Origin of the sequence: Leuconostoc carnosum (assembly GCF_007954525.1) — a bacterium.
Classification (GTDB): Bacteria; Bacillota; Bacilli; order Lactobacillales; family Lactobacillaceae; genus Leuconostoc; species Leuconostoc carnosum.
On sequence record NZ_CP042374.1, the window covers coordinates 1,089,921 to 1,111,700 of the forward strand.

At 38.9% G+C, this 21,780-nt stretch carries 20 protein-coding genes; 16 read left to right on the forward strand and 4 right to left on the reverse strand.

Annotated elements, in window-relative coordinates:
- The first annotated feature begins 193 nt into the window (after positions 1 to 193).
- The 3 genes from FGL89_RS05480 to FGL89_RS05490 are packed head-to-tail and all read left to right on the forward strand — an operon-like array spanning position 194 to position 3,847.
- Positions 194 to 1,750 (forward strand): ABC transporter ATP-binding protein, encoded by a 1,557-nt coding sequence (locus FGL89_RS05480; RefSeq protein ID WP_014974972.1) that lies wholly within the window; start codon positions 194 to 196, stop codon positions 1,748 to 1,750.
- Entirely contained in the window at positions 1,750 to 2,889 is a 1,140-nt protein-coding gene (locus tag FGL89_RS05485; RefSeq protein WP_014974971.1) for an ABC transporter permease, read from the forward strand. Before FGL89_RS05480 ends, FGL89_RS05485 begins: the two co-directional genes overlap by 1 nt.
- Position 2,890: 1 nt before the next feature.
- The gene (locus FGL89_RS05490; protein ID WP_014974970.1) at positions 2,891 to 3,847 is read left to right on the forward strand and encodes an ABC transporter permease; all 957 of its coding nucleotides are present in this window, start codon (positions 2,891 to 2,893) and stop codon (positions 3,845 to 3,847) included.
- Positions 3,848 to 3,896: 49 nt separating this feature from the next.
- Here FGL89_RS05490 and FGL89_RS05495 read toward each other — a convergent pair whose 3' ends face one another.
- The 4 genes from FGL89_RS05495 to trpX form a co-directional block, all read right to left on the reverse strand.
- Entirely contained in the window at positions 3,897 to 4,811 is a 915-nt protein-coding gene (locus FGL89_RS05495) for an L-lactate dehydrogenase (protein WP_147000463.1), read from the reverse strand.
- A 115-nt stretch (positions 4,812 to 4,926) separates the two neighbouring features.
- A complete protein-coding gene (locus FGL89_RS05500) occupies positions 4,927 to 5,682 on the reverse strand; it encodes an ABC transporter ATP-binding protein (RefSeq protein WP_014974968.1) in 756 nt (251 codons plus the stop codon).
- Complete coding sequence (locus tag FGL89_RS05505; protein ID WP_014974967.1) at positions 5,675 to 6,574, reverse strand: ABC transporter permease; 900 nt, start codon at positions 6,572 to 6,574, stop codon at positions 5,675 to 5,677. The genes FGL89_RS05500 and FGL89_RS05505 overlap by 8 nt, the downstream gene beginning before the upstream one ends.
- Complete coding sequence (gene trpX / locus FGL89_RS05510) at positions 6,571 to 7,575, reverse strand: tryptophan ABC transporter substrate-binding protein (protein WP_014974966.1); 1,005 nt, start codon at positions 7,573 to 7,575, stop codon at positions 6,571 to 6,573. The genes FGL89_RS05505 and trpX overlap by 4 nt, the downstream gene beginning before the upstream one ends.
- A 532-nt stretch (positions 7,576 to 8,107) precedes the next feature.
- Between trpX and gltX the strand changes: the two genes are divergently transcribed.
- The 13 genes from gltX to rplI all read left to right on the forward strand — a co-directional run bounded on the left by gltX (position 8,108) and on the right by rplI (position 21,780).
- Complete coding sequence (gene gltX / locus FGL89_RS05515; RefSeq protein WP_014974965.1) at positions 8,108 to 9,604, forward strand: glutamate--tRNA ligase; 1,497 nt, start codon at positions 8,108 to 8,110, stop codon at positions 9,602 to 9,604.
- Between the two features lie 219 nt (positions 9,605 to 9,823).
- Complete coding sequence (gene adhP / locus FGL89_RS05520) at positions 9,824 to 10,879, forward strand: alcohol dehydrogenase AdhP (protein WP_014974964.1); 1,056 nt, start codon at positions 9,824 to 9,826, stop codon at positions 10,877 to 10,879.
- Between the two features lie 219 nt (positions 10,880 to 11,098).
- Positions 11,099 to 11,638 (forward strand): hypothetical protein, encoded by a 540-nt coding sequence (locus FGL89_RS05525; RefSeq protein ID WP_014974963.1) that lies wholly within the window; start codon positions 11,099 to 11,101, stop codon positions 11,636 to 11,638.
- Between the two features lie 408 nt (positions 11,639 to 12,046).
- On the forward strand, positions 12,047 to 12,931 hold the full coding sequence (locus FGL89_RS05530) for an SAM hydrolase/SAM-dependent halogenase family protein (protein WP_041773237.1): 885 nt from the start codon (positions 12,047 to 12,049) through the stop codon (positions 12,929 to 12,931).
- On the forward strand, positions 12,924 to 13,490 hold the full coding sequence (locus FGL89_RS05535; RefSeq protein WP_014974961.1) for an ECF-type riboflavin transporter substrate-binding protein: 567 nt from the start codon (positions 12,924 to 12,926) through the stop codon (positions 13,488 to 13,490). The genes FGL89_RS05530 and FGL89_RS05535 overlap by 8 nt, the downstream gene beginning before the upstream one ends.
- Before the next feature lie 52 nt (positions 13,491 to 13,542).
- Positions 13,543 to 15,237: an ABC transporter ATP-binding protein gene (locus FGL89_RS05540; protein WP_014974960.1), complete on the forward strand. Its 1,695-nt coding sequence runs from the start codon at positions 13,543 to 13,545 to the stop codon at positions 15,235 to 15,237.
- Between the two features lie 54 nt (positions 15,238 to 15,291).
- On the forward strand, positions 15,292 to 16,116 hold the full coding sequence (locus FGL89_RS05545) for an energy-coupling factor transporter transmembrane component T family protein (protein WP_147000464.1): 825 nt from the start codon (positions 15,292 to 15,294) through the stop codon (positions 16,114 to 16,116).
- Between the two features lie 54 nt (positions 16,117 to 16,170).
- A complete protein-coding gene (locus FGL89_RS05550; RefSeq protein ID WP_014974958.1) occupies positions 16,171 to 17,619 on the forward strand; it encodes a Sapep family Mn(2+)-dependent dipeptidase in 1,449 nt (482 codons plus the stop codon).
- 186 nt (positions 17,620 to 17,805) lie between these two features.
- Entirely contained in the window at positions 17,806 to 18,102 is a 297-nt protein-coding gene (rpsF, locus tag FGL89_RS05555) for a 30S ribosomal protein S6 (protein WP_014974957.1), read from the forward strand.
- 33 nt (positions 18,103 to 18,135) lie between these two features.
- Positions 18,136 to 18,684, forward strand: a complete 549-nt coding sequence (ssb, locus tag FGL89_RS05560) for a single-stranded DNA-binding protein (RefSeq protein ID WP_014974956.1) — start codon at positions 18,136 to 18,138, stop codon at positions 18,682 to 18,684.
- Positions 18,685 to 18,720: 36 nt separating this feature from the next.
- Positions 18,721 to 19,005, forward strand: a complete 285-nt coding sequence (gene rpsR, locus FGL89_RS05565) for a 30S ribosomal protein S18 (RefSeq protein WP_014974955.1) — start codon at positions 18,721 to 18,723, stop codon at positions 19,003 to 19,005.
- A 243-nt stretch (positions 19,006 to 19,248) separates the two neighbouring features.
- Positions 19,249 to 21,276: a DHH family phosphoesterase gene (locus FGL89_RS05570; protein ID WP_014974954.1), complete on the forward strand. Its 2,028-nt coding sequence runs from the start codon at positions 19,249 to 19,251 to the stop codon at positions 21,274 to 21,276.
- A 51-nt stretch (positions 21,277 to 21,327) separates the two neighbouring features.
- A complete protein-coding gene (gene rplI, locus FGL89_RS05575; protein WP_014974953.1) occupies positions 21,328 to 21,780 on the forward strand; it encodes a 50S ribosomal protein L9 in 453 nt (150 codons plus the stop codon).

The window sequence follows — 21,780 nt, forward strand, 5'->3', positions numbered from 1 at the left end:
AAATTTATATAGCACAGTATTAGATAGCCTCTAATTTACGAGATAATTTAAAGTAGTAGAATAACTGATGAGATTTTAGGAGATTATACATCTGGATTTTGCGAATCATGTTATAATGTACTATAAAGGAAAATCCGCGAACAGCCTTGTCCGCGGATTTTTTTGAAATTCAAACGAAAGAAGCAAAGAATATATGACCGAATCAACACCAGTCATTGAGATGCGACATATCGTCAAGAAATTCGGCGATTTTGCAGCCAATGATGACATTAATTTGCAAGTCCAACAAGGTGAAATTCACGCGTTACTTGGTGAGAACGGTGCTGGAAAATCTACTTTGATGAATATTTTAACGGGGTTACTACAACCAACCTCAGGAGATATTTTGATTAATGGAAAAGCCGTACAAGTTGATTCACCATCTAAGTCAGACGCTTTGGGCATCGGCATGGTTCATCAACATTTTATGTTGATTGATGCTTTTACCGTAACAGAAAATATTATTTTGGGATCTGAAGTCACCAAAGGGTTGTCACTAGATACTAAGACAGCAGCATCAAAAATTCAGCAATTGTCTGAACGGTATGGCTTACAAGTTGACCCTTACGCTAAAATTTCAGATATTTCTGTTGGACAACAACAACGTGTCGAAATTTTAAAGACATTATATCGTGGTGCTGACATTTTGATTTTTGATGAGCCAACGGCTGTTTTGACACCACAAGAAATTGACGAATTAATTACTATTTTGCATAATTTGGCAAAAGAAGGTAAATCAATTGTTTTAATTACTCACAAATTGGATGAAATCCGAGCAGCAGCTGATACTGTTACAGTGATTCGCTCTGGAAAATCAATCGATACTTTCCCCGTCGCTGGGGTATCATCACAAGCACTTGCTGATTTAATGGTTGGCCGCGAGGTGAGCTTTAAAACAGAAAAAACTGATGCTGTGACAGGTGATACAATACTCAACATTAAGAATCTTGAAGTTCAAGATTCACGAGGTATCGCTGCTGTCAAAGATTTCTCGCTAACAGTGAAAGCGGGTGAAATCGTTGGTATTGCCGGTATTGATGGTAATGGTCAAACACAGTTAATTCAGGGTATTACCGGACTAACAAAAATACAAGCCGGTTCAGTTGTGTTGCAAGGTAAGGATATTACCAATAAAAAGCCGCGACAAATCACAGAAGCAGGTGTTGGTCATATTCCGGAAGATCGTTTACGTTTTGGGATGGAAATTGACATGACCTTGTCTGAAAATTTGGCATTGCAAACATACTATAAATCACCTATTTCAAAAGGTGGGGTATTGCAACAAGCTGAAATGGATAAGCTGGCTAACAAGTTGGTTTCAGAATTCGACGTTCGTGCAGCAGGCATTGATGTGCTTGCTGGCTCGATGTCTGGTGGAAACCAGCAAAAAGCAGTTATTGCGCGTGAACTGAATCGTGATAATGAACTAGTCATTGCTGCCCAACCAACACGTGGTTTAGATGTTGGGGCCATTGAATATATTCATCATAGACTCATTAAACAGCGTGATGCGGGTAAGGCAGTGTTGGTAGTTAGTTTTGAACTTGATGAGATATTGAATTTATCTGATCGTATTGCAGTGATTAATGCCGGTCAAATTGTTGGTATTGTTAATGCTAAAGATACTAATAAACAAGAATTAGGTTTGTTGATGACGGGGATGAGCTTAGCCGATGCTCGCGCAGCACTTAAAGAAGAGGTAGATGCGTAATGACTGTACAAAAAAACTCATTATCTATTGCGCTATTTTCAATCCTTTTTGGATTAATAGTGGGCGCTATTATCATGTTAGTATTTGGTTATAATCCAATTTCGGGTTATGTCGCATTAATCGGTTCGGCTTTTGGTTCTATGCAAAATATTGGTGGCGTCCTTACACAAATGACACCACTGATATTGACGGCGTTAGGCTTTACTATCGCGCAAACGGCAGGATTTTTCAACATTGGTTTATCTGGTCAAGCTTTGGCTGGTTGGGTTGGCTCGGTTTGGTATGCATTAAGTTTTCCAGACATGCCAGCTTATCTCATGATACCTAGTGTCTTGATTCTAGGCACGGCTTTAGGTGGTCTAGCAGGTGCTATTCCAGGTTGGTTACGCGCACAATTTGGTGCTAGTGAAGTGATTGTCACTATTATGATGAACTATATCTTATTATTCTTAGGTAATGATATTTTACAAAATACCATGTCGAAGACGATTAAGGAATCTGCTGAAACAACTAAGCAAGTCGGCTCTAACGCTTCATTGCAGGTCAAGTGGTTAACGGATATTACGCAAGGATCAAGTATTTCTACTGGTATTTTTATTGCTTTCATTATGACTATGGTTGTTTGGTTTATTATGACAAAAACAACACTTGGCTTTGAAATTCGCTCCGTGGGGTTAAACCCAGATGCAGCTCGATATGCTGGTATGTCAGCCAAAAGAAACGCAGTGATTGCTATGACGATGTCTGGTGGTTTGGCTGGTTTAGCTGGAACCATCGAAGGTTTAGGTAATTACTTGAACTTCTTCACACAAAACGGTTCACCGGCTATTGGTTTTGACGGGATGGCTGTTGCCTTGTTAGGTGGTGGTTCATACCTCGGTGTACTTGGTGCTGCCGCAATTTTCTCCGTGTTAAAAATTGGTGGGTTAGGTATGCCAATGACATCAGGGGTTCCTTTTGAATTAGTTGACATCGTGACAGCATCCATTATTTTCTTTGTTGGTGCACGTTACTTAATTATGGTCATGCAGGCGCGCGTGAGTGCCATGGATGAAAAAGCTGCGGTTGCTACAGCGAATAAGAAAGCTGCGAATACAACATCCAAAAAAGACAATAGTCATCAGAAAGGCGGTGAATAAGATGTCATTAATGGCAATGTTATCACTTGTTATATCTAGTACATTGGTTTATTCGGCACCACTGATATTTACGTCGATTGGTGGCACGTTTTCTGAACGTTCCGGTGTTGTTAACGTTGGTTTAGAAGGTATCATGGGAATGGGCGCCTTTGCATCCGTTGTGTTTAATTTAACTTTTGCTGATCAATTTGGTGCTGCAACACCATGGTTAAGCCTACTTGCTGGTGCAGTCGTTGGGCTAGTATTCTCACTTTTACATGCTGTGGCGACTGTGACCTTACGTGCTGACCATATTATTTCGGGTACTGTTATTAATTTAATGGCACCTGCGGTGGGTGTGTTTTTAATCAAAGTCTTATACGGGAAGGGACAGACAGAACCAATTACCCAAGATTTTGGTTATACCACTGTACCTGGATTATCGAAAATTCCTGTACTTGGACAATTATTTTTTGAAAAAACATCAGGCCCAGCTTGGTTAGCCATTCTAGTAGCGGTGGCTTCATGGTATATTATTTTCAAAACAAAGTTTGGTTTGCGCTTACGTTCTGTTGGTGAAAATCCACAAGCGGCAGATACTTTAGGCTTAAATGTTGCGCGTCTACGTTATTCTGGTGTTATGCTTTCCGGCTTACTCGGTGGTATCGGTGGCGCAGTTGTTGCGCAATCAATTTCCCTGAATTATTCCGCTAGCACGATTGTAGGACAAGGATTTATGGCAATGGCGGCAATGATTTTTGGCCGTTGGAACCCAATTGGCGCGCTAGGCGCTTCATTATTCTTTGGTCTATCACAGTCGCTTGCAGTGATTGGTGCACAGTTACCAGGTTTGAATAATGTGCCATCAATTTGGTTGCAAATTGCACCATATGTATTCACTATTATTGTTCTTGTGTTCTTCTTTGGTAAGACAAAAGCACCTAAGGCTGATGGTGTGAATTATATTAAAGCAGCTTAGCGAGTATTTGTAAAAAAAAACGAATCATACGATTCGTTTTTTTTAGTGGTTACAAATAAGCTTTTGTATTTTCAGCGATAGCATCAGCTGATTTCTGTAATAAAGCTTTTTCATCATCAGTTAATGGTAAATCAAACCCGGCTGATATACCATTACGGCCAATTACAGCAGGCGTTGAGATGTAACCATTGAAACGGTCATCGTAATGTGAAACGATGGCTTCTTTGTGTGCATCAGACAATACTAGCTGAGCTAATGATACAGCAGCATGTGCAATTGCAAAGTTCGTATATTTTTTACCATCAAAGACAGTAAAACCACCAATACGTGCTGCTTCAGCAACCTGATCTAAATCAAGATTGTAATATGAAACTAAATCTTCGGCCGTCTTACCAAGGATATTAACGGTAGACCAAGCGGCAAATTGTGAATTACCGTGCTCACCCAACATATAGCCATTAATACTACGAGGGTCAACATGCAGGGCATCACCAAGTGCGCGCTTTAAACGCGCAGTATCTAAGTAAGTGCCTGTACCAAAAACTTGATTTGCCGGTAGACCAGTGGCTTTTTGGTAGATACCTGTAATAACATCGACAGGATTAGAAATAACAATTAAGACACCATTGAAACCGACATATTGCAAATCAGCACCAACCTGTTGCACTTCAGGTGTGTTCGCTTTTAATTCAGTAAAGCGATCGCCACCAGGTTCAATTAATTCAATATGCCCAAGTGCAGAAATAACAACTTCAGCATCTGCTAAATCTTTGGCCGTACCAGCATGAACATAAACGTGATGATCAAGTAAACTAGCTGCATCACGAAAATCGAGTTCTTCCGCTGCTAATTTATTTGGATTCTTGTCAACTAAAACAAGTTCATCTGCTAAACCTTGCGCGATAATGATATGTGCGACAGTTGCACCAACGTGTCCAATACCAACAATACCTATTTTTCTCATGTGAGTACCTCATTAATATATTATGTGTTATAAATTAGATTATACACATATTTAGACAGAATTAAAACCGTAGTCATGTTTCACGTGAAACATGACTACGGTTTTATAGATTAAGCTAACTGACAAAGTATTTCAATATTTGTGATTCGTCTAGTGCTTGCTTTTCATCATCACGGACATCAAGAACAATGTTACCAGCATTTAAAATGATCAGGCGATTACCATATTTCAGTGCATCAGCTAAATTATGTGTAATCATGAGTGCTGTTAAATGATGTGTCTCAACTTGATCATTTGTGGCGTGCATTAATTGTTCAGATGTTTTAGGATCCAAAGCCGCAGTATGCTCATCTAAAAGGAGCAGTTCTGGTTTGACACGGGTTGCCATTAAAAAGCTCAATGCTTGACGTTGCCCACCTGATAGATCACCAGTTGCTGTATTAAGGTGGCTATCTAAGTTATTACCCATTACTTTAGTGATGTCAGCGTATTGGGTTAATTTGTCTTGAGTCAAACCACGGTTACGTAATGTGCGCTTACTACCGCGTTTTTCAGCGAGCAACAAGTTCTCAGCGACAGTCATTCTTGGGGCAGTACCCATTTTAGGATCTTGGAAAACGCGTGCAAGATAATCTGTGCGTTTGACAGCGGTTTCGTGTGCAATATTTTTATCATGATGTAAAATTTCACCGGATGCAATAGCTAAATTACCAGCAATGGCATTGAATAAAGTTGATTTACCAGCACCATTTGTGCCAAGTACAGTAATAAAATCACCATCGTAAATATCAAAGTTAATTGATTTTAAAATTTGAATGCCATTTCCAACAGTGACAACAACATCTTTGAGAGAAAAAACTGGTTTACTCATGTGTGGTAACACCTTTCTTAATGACTTTGTCGAGTTTGAGGGCATGGCGTAGCTGGGGTAATATCATAGCGACCGCCAAGACAATTGCTGAGATAAGATTGACATCGTTGGTTGAAAAACCAAGTCGTAGGACAACTAAGAGAACTAAGCGATATAAGATAGAGCCGATGATAACGGCTACCAGACGTTCGTTCAATGTTAATTCACCAAAAACAACTTCACCAATAATGATTGAAGCTAAGGCGATAACAATAATACCAATACCCATATTAATATCTGCATAGCCATTGTTTTGAGCGATAACTGCACCACCTAAGGCAATAAGGCCATTTGATAACATTAAGCCCATTATGGTCATACGATCTGTTTGGATACCAATGGATTGCGCCATATTAGGATTATCCCCAGTAGCAATAAATGCTTGCCCTAGTTCAGTTTGCAAAAAGAAAATCAATCCAGCTGTGATAATGACAATGATAACAAATCCTAGAAATACGGAATCAAAATATTTAGGCAAATGTTGCAATATTTTGATTGAAAAAATCGATTTTTGATCCAGCAATGAAATATTGGCTGAACCCATAATTCGTAAATTAATAGATAATGAAGCGGTCATGACTAAAATACCCGCAAGTAAAATAGGAATTTTGCCTTTTGTATAAAGCAAACCAGTAATCAAACCGGCAATTGTTCCAACGAAGAAGGCAGCTAAAGTTGCTGCAAAGGGGTTAATTCCATGTGTAATCATCGTAACCGCTGTTGATGCACCTAGAGGAAAGGAACCTTCGACTGTCATATCTGGGAAGTTTAAAATACGAAATGTTAGGAATAGAGCAATACCAAGGACAGCCCACAGAAGTCCCTGTCCAATACTTGATACAATCATACTCATTTGAATACCTCTCCCTTATTTTCAGCTTCGGTTACCATGCTAGTTGGCAGTTTAATACCCAATAACTTCGCTTGTTTTAAGTTAACTGTCATATCGCCATTAGTAATTGTTTTGACGGGGTAGTTAGCGGTGTCTTTACCTTTAAGGACACGGCCAGCCATCACACCAGCTTGGTAACCAATATTATATTGACTGACTGAAATGGTTGCGATACCACCATCTTTAACCATCGTATTGACTGCTGGAATAACAGGTATTTTTTCCTTATTGGTGATGTTAATTAATGTTTTCATGGCACTTGCTACACCATTATCTTGTGGTGCATAGACGACGTCGACGGCATTTGCCATTGTTTCAGCAACTTGTTGCATGTCATTTGTTGTTGAAATGGTATATAGCTTAACGTCATAACCAGCTTTTTTGGCTATTTTTTCCATATTTTTAGCATTGTATTCACCACCATGATCAGATGTTGTATAAATAATGCCTAATTTTTTAGCTTGAGGATCAACTCTTTTGATCACACTGAGATGCTGTTGTAAGGGTGAATCACCAGAGGTACCTGTCACATTATTGCCAGGACGTTTTGTACTTTTCACTAAACCAGAACCAGCAGGATCAGTAATACCTGCTAGAATGACTGGACTACTACCATCAGCCGTTTTTGCGAGAGACAAGGCAGCAGGTGTTGCAATGCCAACTGCCAAATCAGCATTTTCATTAGCAAACTTTTGTGACATTGTTTTTAAATTGGACTGATCAGCTTGGGCATTTTGATAATCAATTTTAATTTTGTTACCAGAATAACCTTGGGATTTTAAGCCAGCAACGACACCACGATGAATCTCATCAAGTGCTGGGTGAGTGACTAATTGTAAGATACCCACAGTTGGAACATATGTTTTTGTACGTGATTGCTGTGTGGGCTTACTCGTGATCACAAAGGCTACCGCTAGAAATGCAATAATAATAGCAATAGTTGATAGAAGGCGTTTATTCATAATATTCTCCACATTTTCTTCAAAATAAAAATTGACCTTGATTCGCCACACAGGGCTTTCCAAGGTCAAAAGAAAAGTCTGCATGGCATATTTCCACACAGACTCAAATGTTGCACAAAATACGTCGGTATGGATAAAACGAATGTTTTAAACATCAGCTTTATCCGTTACCGAAAAGCTGACTTTATCGACGCCACCAGGCATTGCTAAATTGTGCTAATGTATTTTGCATAATTATTCTCCGAGTTGTTTGTAAATTAAGAATACTAAGAATTTGATGAGTTGTCAATAGTTTTTTAAAATCAAGTCTTAGCTTGTTATAAAAGAACTATTATAAGGTCTGATTTCGGTCAATCAGAGAGTGGTTTTAGGTATGCCTAGTCTAGTTTATTATACATTTAATTCATTATTATAATTTTAGTCAGGATACTTTGTGTTTTTGCACGTAGTGTGTTGGAAATTAAGGCGTAGAATGTTGTATACTAGTATCTAGACAAAACATGATTAATTCCAAAATAGGAGATTTTGAAACATGACAAATGACATTCGTGTCCGCTATGCGCCATCACCAACTGGACATTTACATATTGGTAATGCGCGTACAGCCATTTTTAATTGGCTTTTTGCGCGTCATTATAACGGACAATTCATTATTCGAATTGAAGATACTGATGCAGCCAGAAATATTGCCGACGGTGAGAAGTCACAGCTAGATAATCTGGCTTGGCTTGGTTTAGATTGGGATGAATCACCTGAAAAGCCAGGTGAATACGGGCCATATCGTCAATCAGAACGTAATGAGCAAGGTATTTATCAAGAATTTATTGACGAGTTATTGGCAAAAGGTTTAGCTTATAAATCTTATAAGACTTCTGAGCAATTGGCACAAGAACGTGCAGCGCAGCAAGCCGCTAAACAAGCACCACATTACGTTTATGAATATAAAGGCTTATCAGATGAAGCGCGTGAGGCTAAGTATGCTGAATTTGAGTCTCAAGGGTTAAAGCCTGTTATTCGTTTTCGTGTACCAGAAGACAAAATCTATGCGTGGGATGATATTGTTAAAGGACATATTGAAATTGGAGGCAAAGAAATTGGTGGCGATTGGGTTATCCAAAAAGCTGATGGCATGCCAACTTACAACTTTGCTGTTGTTGTTGACGATCATTTAATGGCAATTTCGCATGTCTTGCGTGGGGATGACCATGTCTCAAATACACCTAAGCAAATGATGATTTTTGAAGCATTAGGTTGGGATATTCCAAAGTTTGGTCACATGGCATTGATAATTAATGGTGAGACAGGTAAAAAGTTGTCAAAGCGTGATGAAAATGTCTTGCAGTTTGTCGAACAATATAAAGAGTTAGGCTATCAACCACAAGCTATGGTAAACTTCATTGGGTTACTTGGTTGGTCACCCAAAGGTGAAGATGAAATTTTCTCACTTGAAGAATTTAAGCAAATGTTTGATGAAACTCGTCTGTCAAAGGCTAATGCTAAGTTTGATCAGAAAAAATTAGAATGGATTAATAATCAATGGATGCGTCGTGACTTGAATCATGTCATGCCACAACTCATTCAAGAATTAGTCGATGCGGGATTTGTTTCTGAAGCTGAAGCGCAAGAAAAAAATGACTGGTTGACTGAAGTGATTAAAGTCGCTGGTGTCGAAGGTATTTCTTATACGCGAGAGATTGTGGAGTTAGTGCGTCAACCATTCTTTGCGCTAGGTGAACTTACAGAAGAAATGTTGGATTACTTGACATCTGACGATGGGCGTAAAGTATTTTCAGCTTGGGAAAAAGCTTATACTGCATTGCCCGAGACAGCTACTGCCGATGATTACATGAATACAATTCGTGCAATCCAAAATGATCTTGAGATTAAAGGGCGTAATCTATGGAATCCCATCCGTATCGCCACCACACATGAAGTACAAGGACCAAATTTGCCTGAAATGTTGGTCGTTTTGGATAAAGCAACTGTATTACAAACAATGGCTGATGTTAAAACTAAGTATTTGAATTAATTGACAAAGTTTCTATGAAATTAAATTTCATAGAAACTTTTTTTGAGTCACTAATCAGAGTATAGTTATATGCTATTGTGCAAAAAACGATAAATTTCACTTACTTTTTTAGAATTTGTAATTTTAAAGATGCAAACCTTTACAATCACTATCAAAACGGGTACAATTTACATGTAAAATAGTTCACATGAAATCGCACGAAGATAAAGGAGTTTGCTCATGAAAGCAGCAATTGTACGTGAAACACCAGATGGTTACGTTGATTTAGTAGATAATTGGGAGCCAAAGCCATTAGCTTTTGGCGAAGCCTTGGTTGATATGGAATATGTTGGCTTATGCCATACAGATTTACATGTAGCTAGTGGTGACTTTGGTAATCCAAATGAAATAGGACAACGTAATGGTAATTTCCGTCGTGTTGTTGGGCATGAAGGTGTTGGGCGTGTATCAAAATTAGCTGAAGGCGCTAGTGATTATTTAAAGATTGGCGATCGTGTTTCAGTCGCTTGGTTCTACGATGCTTGTGGTGTTTGTGACTTTTGTGTTTCAGGTAATGAAACATTTTGCCGTAAAGTTCGTAATTCTGGCTATACAGTTGATGGTGCGATGTCACAACAAGTTGTTGTTAATGCCCAGTATGCCGTTAAAGTACCAGATGGCTTAGACCCTGTTGAGGCAACATCTATCACATGTGCTGGTGTCACAATGTATAAGTCACTTAAAGTTGGTGAAACAAAGCCTGGTCAATGGGTTTCAGTTCATGGTGCTGGTGGTTTAGGTAATTTGGCTGTGCAATATGCTCATAACGTCTTTGGTGCACACGTAGCTGTCATTGATGGGAATGATGACAAGTTAGCAGCTGCTAAGGCTAATGGCGCTGAAGTGTTAATTAACCGTAAAAAGGTAGCTGATGTTGCTGAAGAAGTACAAAAAGCAACAGGTGGCGCTCACACTGCACAAGTAACTGCTGTGAATGCAGCAGCATTTAACCAAGCTGTTAACTCACTTCGCCCAATGGGAAAGTTAGTAGCTGTCGCTTTGCCACAAGGTGATATGGCTTTGAATATTGCTAAGACAGTTTTGGATGGCATTGAAGTACGTGGTTCATTAGTTGGTACACGTGCTGATTTGAAGGAAGCTTTCCAATTTGGTGCTGAAGGTAAGGTCAAGCCTATTGTTGAAAAAGTTAACTTTAACGATATGAATGAAGTAATTGATGAAATGAAGGCTGGTAGTATTACAGGCCGTAAAGTATTTGATTTCACAACACTCTAATATGATTTAATAAATATTAAAAAACAGCAGATTGGCTTAAAGCTTGTCTGCTGTTTTTATGAATAAAATGTACTTTGATTTCTAATTTTGAGTTTAACATGAGCTTTGGTGACCTGAGAAGCGAGTTTGTGTTAGAATTGGGTAACAAATACAGTGGAGGAAATATGTTGCTTGGTTGCTTTAGTTTAAGGACCAGCGATCCTGCGACGTAATAAAAAAATGCCATACTTTACACAACAATTGTTTAATGGTCAGCGTGACCGTATTCTACGTGTCGTAGATGCTGCTAGTCAGGATCAAATAACGGCGGGATTTATTCATATTTTTGATGAGCGACGTGCTTTTGATTTTGATTTTGCCTTGGAATTAACTGAAGGCAATATCACGAAAGCAGAGTTTGACGAGGCTGGTGAAGCTAATAATACGTTTAGTATTAATTTTATGCCTATTGCCAACGAAAACGAAGAAATTCCCAATGAAGTATTTGAAGAATGGGCTGGGTTAATCAGCCGTGACTATGCGCTCGTACCAAATGTACATATTAATATGTATCAACAAGCTTTAAAACCAGAAATTGAGACAATTGATAAAGAGATATTTGAAGAACGGTTACTAGAACTTGTGACACGTATTCTGGGTTCATCGGTTGTGGGTTTCGAAGAGAAAGAATTGACTTTGTTTCCGAGTTATTTGGTACAGGAGCAAGAAAATAAGCCGGATAAACAAGGGCCATCAACACAAATTATTTTGCCAGATTAATAAAATGGTTGTTTGATTGACAAATGTTAATAACTGTCTTAAAATTAACTCATGTTAATAAATCAGTGAAGCGAAGAGTAGGCAGGGCGCAGAAAACAAGTGAGTCAGGGTAGTGGAAACTGACATGATGCAATGTGTTGAAGATGAGCGTGGAAGAGATCAATAGTGAAAGCTATTTATTCGGTTAGTACCGTTATCAACTAAGAGTATGATGATTGGAATGCTTATCTCAATTATCGTTGAATTTGGGTGGTACCACGTTTTTACGTCCCTGTTAATTATCAAATTAACAGGGATTTTTTATTAGTTTAACAATATTGAAAGGAAACGTGTTTCGTACAGATGTCCCTCAGTACCAGATTCATTCGGAACTGACTAAATCAATTCATGCCAGACACATTAAAGAATATGACAAATAAACATCTCGTTTTGCAAACTGATTTTGGGCTACAAGATGGTGCCGTGAGCTCCATGCATGGCGTCGCCTATGGTGTTTCAAATGACATTATTGTGAGTGATTTAACACATGGTATTGCACCATTTAATATTTTTGAGGGGTCGTTTCGTTTGTTTCAAACCTTTAGTTATTGGCAAGCAGGGACAGTTTTTGTCTCAGTGGTTGATCCAGGTGTTGGCTCTAAACGGTTATCAATCGTCGCTAAAACAATCAGTGGACAGTACATTGTAACACCGGATAATGGCACATTATCTCATTTATTGTCACATCACTTGATTGAAAGTGCACGTGTGATTAATGAAACGACACAACGTTTGCCAGGATCAGAAAAATCATCTACTTTCCATGGTCGTGATATCTATGCCTTTAATGGGGCACAATTAGCGAGTGGGAAGACTCATTATGATGATTATGGACAAACATTAGCACCAGATGATTTGGTTAAACTGCCAATCCAGCCAGGTCGTTATCAAGAAAATACGGCTGGCCAGCCACAGTTGGTTGGTAATATAGATATTACTGATGTCAACTTTGGTTCACTCTGGTCAAATATACCATTAAATGAGTTTGAAAAATTGCAGTTGTCGTACGGTGATGTATTGCGTGTACAAATTAAAAATCAAGGTCATATGCTGTTTGATGAGTTATTACCTTATGTACACACTTTCAATGACGTTAATCCAGGTGAAGCACTAATTTATATTAATTCTGTTTATACGGTGGCTTTGGGTGTACACACTGGTAGTTTTGAGCAAAGCTACCATGTGGGGGCTGGGCCAGATTGGCAAGTTACACTCACCAAGACAGTACAGAAAGTAGGAGAAGACAATGAATAACAGAAAGAAATCAAATGGTTTTTCAGTACGTTCAGTAGTTGCAACAGGTATTGGGGCTGCCGTATTTTTTGTACTGATGAAGTTTATATCAATTCCAACTGGTATTTCAAATACAAATATTAACGTTGCTGAAGGTTGGTTAGCATTAATTGCTGGTTTATTTGGTCCAGTCGTGGGTCTTTTGGTAGGGTTCATTGGCCACACATTAAATGATGCCGTGACTTATGGCTCACCATGGTGGTCATGGGTTATTGCTGACGCGTTATTTGGCTTCTTACTTGGTCTCAGCAGACGGTTCTTATTATTAGAGTATGGTGATTTAACAGCTAAAAAATTAATCCAATTCAATATCTGGCAAGTTGTTGTTAATATATTTGTTTGGGTTGTGGTAGCACCAGTTGGAGATATTTTAATTTATAAAGAAGCAGCACAAAAAGTATTTTTACAAGGCGCAGTGACAGCTGTGGTTAATATTGTGTCAGTGGCTGTGATTGGTTCGCTACTTTTGGTGGCCTACGTGAAATCACGTCCCAAAAAGAGCAGTCTTCGCAGTGAATAACTCAGCAAGCAGGTTCTAATCCTGCGTACATATAGAAAGTCAAGGAAACATCATGACAGCGCCGTTAATCGATTTTAAACATGTGACATTCAAATATCATGCACAAGCAGAACCAACATTACACGACTTAAGTTTCCAGATTTATCCCGGTGAAAAAGTCTTGATTGCAGGTGCTTCTGGGTCGGGGAAAACAACACTATTACGTCTATTGAATGGCTTAATACCACAAGCTTATCCTGGTGATGTATCTGGCTCATTAACTTTAAATGGTCAAGACATATTGGATCAGTCACTGTTTGATTTATCATTACAAGCAGGGACTGTTTTACAAGATTCTGATGCTCAATTTGTTGGTCTAACAGTAGCGGAAGATATTGCTTTTGCTTTAGAAAATGATCATCAACCAGTGGGTAAAATTAAAACAGCTGTGTCCAAGTGGGCTAAACGATTTGGCTTGGGAGAACGCTTAGAGCTGTCTCCACAGGCGTTATCTGGTGGTCAAAAACAGCGTACAGCTATGGCTGGTGTATTGGTTGATGACGGTAAATTATTATTGTTTGATGAACCACTAGCTAGTTTAGATCCAGCAGCAGGCGCTGCGGCTATGGCAATGATTGATAAGTTACAAACAGAACGTGATTTAACGGTTGTGATTATTGAACATCGTATTGAGGAGGTGCTCAATGCAAATGTTGACCGTGTGATTGTGATGTCACAGGGACGTATTGTGGCTAATGGGACACCAACAAAAATCATTCAGTCTGGTATTCTCTCTCAAAACGGGTTAGATGAACCACTATACATTCAATTGTTGCGACGCGCGCAAATTGATATCACGGCAATACCGCGCATATCGGATGTTAAGGCGGTCGATGTTAGCCAGCATAAATTAGCCATTGAGCAGCTCAAACAAACAGTCAAACGAGACCGCCATTTAACGCCACAGCTAATCATTGAAGACTTAGATTTTAGTTATGAGAGAAGCCAACCATTATTTAAACAATTTCACACAGTGATCAATCAAGGTGAAATTTTAGGTATTGTTGGTAAAAATGGTTCTGGTAAAACGACATTATCACATTTATTAACTGGTTTTTTAACACCAGATTCTGGCGATATTTTGTTGGATGGGGCATCCGTGTTACAGCAGTCAATTAAGGAACGTGCTGATCATATTGGTTATGTGTTACAAAATCCCAATCACATGATTACGAAAACCACGGTTTTTGAAGAAGTGGCTAGTGGTTTGATTTTACGACATGTCTCAGAAGATGACATTGAGACACGTGTTCGTCGCGTTTTGAAGTTAATTGATTTGGATAGCATGCGACATTGGCCAATATCGGCATTAAGTTTTGGACAAAAAAAGCGGCTGACCATTGCTTCAGTACTTGTTTTATCACCTGAAATTTTGATTTTAGACGAGCCTACCGCGGGTCAAGATGCGACACATACAGCTAATTTACTCAAGTTTTTATCGCGTATCAATCATAATGAACAGACAACGATTATTATCATTACACATGATATGCATTTACTTGCTAATTTTGTTCAACGGACATTGGTGATTGTTAATGGTCAGTTAATTGGTGATACGACACCGGCAGAATTACTTGCCAATGAGCAGCTAGTTGAAATGGCAAGTTTATGTACGACAAGTATTTACCAATTGGCGGAACGGTTAGATATCTCTCATCCAGAAGAGTTAAATGCTGCAATTGTAACTGAACCAGTCTGGAATCCGTAATGAATTATGATAGCTATTAATTTCAGCAACTGCTATGGGGAATAATGTGAAACAATGAATAATTTATTTGGATATAAGAAAAGAAACACTTGGCTAAATCACACAACAGGTACGTCGAAACTGGTTGGTTTTTTGTTACTGACGACGATGGGGATGATATCATATGATACACGTTTCTTGTTTGCTCTTGGGTTATTTGCAGTGATTTTAATGCAAACGGCACAAATAAAATATCGTGAGTATGCTGTCATGCTGAAATTAGTGTTAATTTTTGCAGTGATTAATTTAGTGATGATCGCTGTTTTGGCACCTCAATACGGTACTCAATTATATGGTACACGCCATGTGATTTTTGGTAGTGGCTATTGGTCGATTACCCAAGAACAACTGTTTTATGAATTTAATCTGTTGCTTAAATATCTCTTTTCACTGCCTTTGGCGATTATTCTTTTATTTACCACTAACCCAAGCGAATTTTCAGCTGGATTAAACAAAATTGGGGTGCCGTACAAAATTGCTTACGCGTTCTCGATTACCTTACGGTATATTCCTGATGTTCAAAGTGATTATCATACGATTAGTTTGGCACAGCAGGCACGTGGTTATGAAATTTCTAAAAAAGCATCATTGAAAAACCGCGCCAAAGGTGCTGTGCAAATTATTTTGCCATTGGTATTCACGAGCTTAGATCGTATTGAAACAATCAGCCAAGCGATGGAGTTACGCCGTTTTGGTCGGCAGAAACAACGCTCTTGGTACCAAGAGCAGTCGTTTTCAATATGCGATGTCTGCATGTTTATTGGTTCATTAATCATCGTCGGCATTGGTGTGGCACTTTTGATTCATAATGGTGGTCGGCTATATAATCCCTTCAAGTAAAGGAGAATGGATACTGGTATTGTTGCTAATGACTATCAGTGTGCTTGATGTAATATGATAAAATCGATTGTTCAATGGCAACAAGAGGCAGAAGATTACCAACCGGAATTAGTTCAGGATTTGTTACAATTCTTAGCTATTCCATCGGTATTAGATCCTATAACTGCAACATTACAGCACCCATTTGGAGCTGGTATTGAAATGGCTTTGGCTTATTTAGTAGATATAGCAACTAGAGATGGCTTCACTGTCGAGCGTGTAGCAGATAATATGGTTGTGGTCGTTGATTATGGTCCAAGTGATGCCAGCGAAACAGTCGGTGTGTTATCTCACGTAGATGTTGTCCCAGGGAATGCGGCATCATGGCGTACAACGTTACCTTTTAGTCCTAAAATTATTGGTAATAGAATCTACGCACGCGGTGCTCACGATATGAAGGTCGATCTATTGGCAAGTTATTATGCACTACGTCAATTAAGAGATAGCGGCTTTTGGCCACGACGTAAAATTCGTTTAATTTTTGGTAGTGATGAAGAGTCCGATTGGCGTGACATGAAGGCCTATCTTGAACAAATCGGCGAGCCAACACTTGGATTTTCACCTGATGGGACGTTTCCTGTTGTCCCTGGAGAAAAGGGTGTACAAACAATTGTGATCAAATTTCAAGGTAATCAAATGTATAATACAAAATACATGCAGCTGATTAGCTTCGAATCTGGGAATCGTGATAACGTCGTACCGGGTGTAGCAAAAGCTATTGTACGTTTACCCGATGGCGCAGATATCAATAAGTTTTTGGCACAATATGAAGCCTATCTAACTAATTTACCAGTGATTACGGGTATTGGACAGTACGATGATGGTCATATTTCATTAACGTTATACGGTAAATCAGTTCATGGTGCCTATCCTGAAGATGGCCTCAATGCAGGTACTTATTTGGCACATTTCTTAGATCAATTTGAATTTACCGATCAAGCGCATGCATTTATTGAATTTTTGGGAAATGGTAACCATCAAAATGTTTTTGGAGAAAAGTTGGGATTAGTGTTTCATGATGATATCATGGGTGATTTAACCATGAATATTGGCCAGATGAATTATTATCACAGTGCAAATAGTGATATTCGCATTCAATTTCGTTTCCCAATTGGGATCACAGAAACGGCTATTTTGACTCAAGTACAGCGGCATATCGGTGGTTTAAAGGCTAGAATTTTTAAAGAAGCTCAGTTTGGTAACCAGCCACATATGGTGGACTTAAAAGATCCTATTGTCAATGTGTTAGAAGAAATTTACGCTGAGCATACGCACACAAAAAAAACGTATAAAATTTCCAACGGTGGTTCCTATGCCCGGTTATTAAAACGAGGTGTGGCATTTGGTGGTCAATTTCCTGACGTGGAGATTACTAGTCATCAACCTGATGAGTATGCTTTACTAGATCATATTCCAAAGACACAGGCTATTTTTGCACACGCATTGCATGACATATCAAAATAAACTGTGATGAAGTTTAGTAAGTATGAGGTCCGTGTCAAACGTATTATGATCGTACCAGGTGGAAAATTTTGAGAAGTACTTGAAATTACTAGTGGTTTTGTAGTATCATTAATAACTGTGAATGCATAAAATTGCATGCACTCCTTGCAGCTTAGGCTGCCAGAGACCAAAAGGAGGAAATAAAACATGGCTATATCATACGAATTGACTTATATCGTTCGCCCAGATTTGGATTCAGATGCAAAAAAGACGCTTGTAGAGCGTTTTGATGGTATCTTATCTGACAATGGCGCAACAATTGTTAAGTCAGCTGACTGGGCAACTCGTCGTTTTGCTTATGAAGTTGCTGGATACCGCGAAGGCTTGTATCACGTAATTACTTTTACTGCAGAAGACGATGCTGCTATCAACGAATTTGATCGTTTGGCAAAGATTTCACAAGACATCTTGCGTCACATGATCGTTAAGCGCGACGCAGAATAATTCTGAAATTCCACTGGTGAAGGAGCTTTTAATATGATTAATCGAGTAGTATTGATTGGGCGATTGACCCGTGACGTGGAATTGCGCTATACGCAATCAGGTACAGCTGTTGGGACATTTAGTCTCGCAGTTAACCGCCAATTTACTAACCAAGCTGGTGAGCGGGAAGCTGACTTTATTAACGCTGTTATCTGGCGTAAAGCAGCTGAAAATTTCTCGAATTTTACTGGTAAAGGTGCTTTGGTAGCCGTTGAAGGCCGATTGCAAACAAGAAATTATGAAAATAATCAAGGTCAACGTGTTTACGTTACCGAAGTTGTTGTAGATAATTTCTCATTGCTTGAATCACGCGCTGAAAGTGAGAAACGTCGTTCACAAAACGGCTCATCAACACCATCTAACAATGGTGGCAACTTTGGTGCACCAAGTGATAATTCATTTAGTGGTGTTGATCCATTTGCAAGTGCGAACCAAAATTCAAACTCACAATCGACAGCAACGACACAAAATGATGCACCTAACCCATTTGCGGCTAGTGGCAATACAGAAATTGATATATCAGATGATGATTTACCATTCTAAAAATATAAATTAAACATTAAGAAAGGAGCTTTAATCATGTCAGAACAAAACTCACGTCCACAAAACTCAGAACGTCCACAACGTTCACGTCGCCCACAAGGCGGCCCACGTCGTCGTCGTAAGGTTGACTTTATTGCAGCTAACCACATCGACTACATCGACTACAAGAACACTGAATTGTTGGAACGCTTCATTTCAGAACGCGGTAAGATTTTGCCACGTCGTGTGACTGGTACTTCAGCAAAGAACCAACGTAAAGTTACTGCAGCTATCAAGCGTGCACGTATCATGGCTTTGCTACCATTCGTTACAGAAGACTAATTAATATCAATTACCTTTAGAAACTTAGGTAATTATAAAAACCTCCAAGATTGGATTTTAATCCAGCCTTGGAGGTTTTATCGTCAATAAAGCAAGTTTATAATTTTTAGCAAACTTCGGTCGCAAAGTATTGATTGTTTTGTTTATTTTGGAAAATCATAACTGTGGTAAAATAGAGTATACATTTATTTTTGTGTTTGATGTTTTAAAATAGGACACAATGAGAGAGCATTGAGGTTATTTGTGAAAAAGCTATTGGATTTTAAATCATTACCCATATTCTTTCAAAATTCAAAACTTGGTATGGTTGCACTGCTATTGTTTGCAGTCAGCGGACTAAGTGTTATTTTTGCGTTGCTCATCAATTGGATTTTTGGTTTAATATGGATCATCGTTGTTATTATTGGTTTAGTCTACTCTGTTCAAGCATTGAAAGAAGTTAATGAAGATGTTCAGGAATATCTGTCAGGTTTGGGATATCGTATTTCCCGCAGTGAGCAAGAGGCTTTAATTCGGATGCCAATTGGGATCATATTACTGAATGAATCCGAGAAAATTGATTGGATTAATCCATATATGCAGGCTTATCTTAATAAGCGAGATGTACTGGGTTTAACATTAGACGAATTAGATACGCAATTAGCATCAAGCATTAAAAATTATTCAGATGCTAGAGAAACAAATACAATCACATGGCAAAATAAACAATTTTCACTTTATGTACAGCAGAATTTACGTGTGATTTACATGATGGATATTAGTGAATATGCGGCAATTTCACAAGAATATGATGAACATCAATTGTTTAGTGGCTTGATTTCAGTTGATAATTATGAGGAAGTCACTGACGGTATGAGTGAGTCAGAAACATCCACATTGCGGACTTACGTCACTGGTGCACTTTCCGAGTGGGCGACAACGCACCATATTTATTTGCGTCGACTAAATACGATTCATTATGTCATGTTTGGATATCAGAAAGCTTTACAAGAAGCTGAAAAAGATAAATTTTCAATTTTAAAGTCTATTCGTGAAGCAACAGCTCAACAAAATTCGCCTGTGACATTATCTATGGGTATTGCCTATGGTGAGCAAGATATTATTGCATTGGCAAAAATGGCACAAACGCATTTAGATTTGGCATTAGGTCGCGGTGGTGATCAAGTTGTTGTTAAGTCTAGTCAAGAGGCGGCACGTTTCTATGGTGGTGCAACCAATCCAATGGAAAAACGTACACGTGTACGCGCGCGGATGATTTCACAAACAGTCGCTGAATTGATGGAGCAATCAGATAATATCATGATTGCTGGCCATAAGACCCCTGACCTTGATGCAATTGGTGCAGGATTGGGCATTTGGCGAATGGCACAAACCAAAAATAAACCGGCTTTTTTGGTTGTGGATGAAAAATCAGTGTATAGTGATATTACACTGTTGCTACAGGAAATTAGGAAGAATCCACCAGACATTGTTGCACCAGGTGCAAATATCAATGATTCAATTGTGGATGAAGCTCGTGCGCTGAAACTGGTACGTAATAATACCTTATTGATTTTAGTCGATCACGCGCGTGCGTCAATTACTAGTGTGCCGCAATTACTTGAACGTTTAGCTAATCGTGTTGTCGTGATTGATCATCATCGTTTGGCTGAGCAGGGGCTTTCTGAAAAGCCATTGTTATCATACGTTGAACCATATGCATCGTCAACTTCGGAGTTGGTAGTAGAATTGCTACAGTATCAGGATCAAAGTCATGCACCTATTACTAAATTAGAGGCAACTGCCATGCTTGGTGGTATTCAGATTGACACAAAGAATTTCACATTGCGCACCGGTTCTCGTACATTTGATGCAGCAAGTTATTTGCGTGCCAATGGTGCTGATAGTAACTTGATTCAGTCATTCATGAAAGAAAAGTTCACAGATTTCAAATCACGGACGCATCTCACTAATTTAGCAATAGTGAAAGATGGTAATGCGATTGTAACAGGTGAAGATGGGGCTGTTTATTCTGGGTTGATTACTGCCCAAGCAGCTGATGAATTATTACAAATTAGTGGTGTAGAGGCATCTTATGTGATCACTAAACGTAATGATGGTCGTGTTGGTATTTCAGCACGTTCTACAGGTCAACGTAATGTGCAGCGTGTTATGGAAGCATTGGACGGCGGTGGTCATCTATCTAATGCTGCAACACAAATATCCGATGTCACAACTGATGAGGCAACTGAAAAATTGCACACAGCGTTAGCAGAGGCTGCAGAAGAATAATTAATTAAGACAAACGGTGGGGAACACCTTGAATTTGGAGGATATAGTCATATGAAAGTCGTATTTTTGGAAGATGTTAAGGGACGCGGTAAAAAAGGTGAAATTAAGGATGTACCAGATGGTTATGCCAATAATTTCTTGATTAAAAATAAGAAAGCCGAACCAGCAACAGGTAAAAACTTAGGTGCCGTCAAGGGTCGTCAAAAAGCTGAAGAAAAAGCAGCTGCCGAAGCTTTGGCAAATGCAAATGCATTGAAGTCAAAAATTGAAGATGATAGTTTTGTGGTTGAGTTGACTGGTAAATCAGGTACTGATGGTCGCTTGTTTGGTGCGGTATCAACTAAGCAAATTGTTGCTGCTTTAGAACAACAAAAACATTTGAAAATTGATAAGCGCAAACTTGTATTGAATCAACCGATTCATGTTTTGGGATATACGAGTGTACCATTGAAGTTACATCGAGAAGTAACAGCTAATTTGCGGGTGCACGTGAGCGAGGGTTAA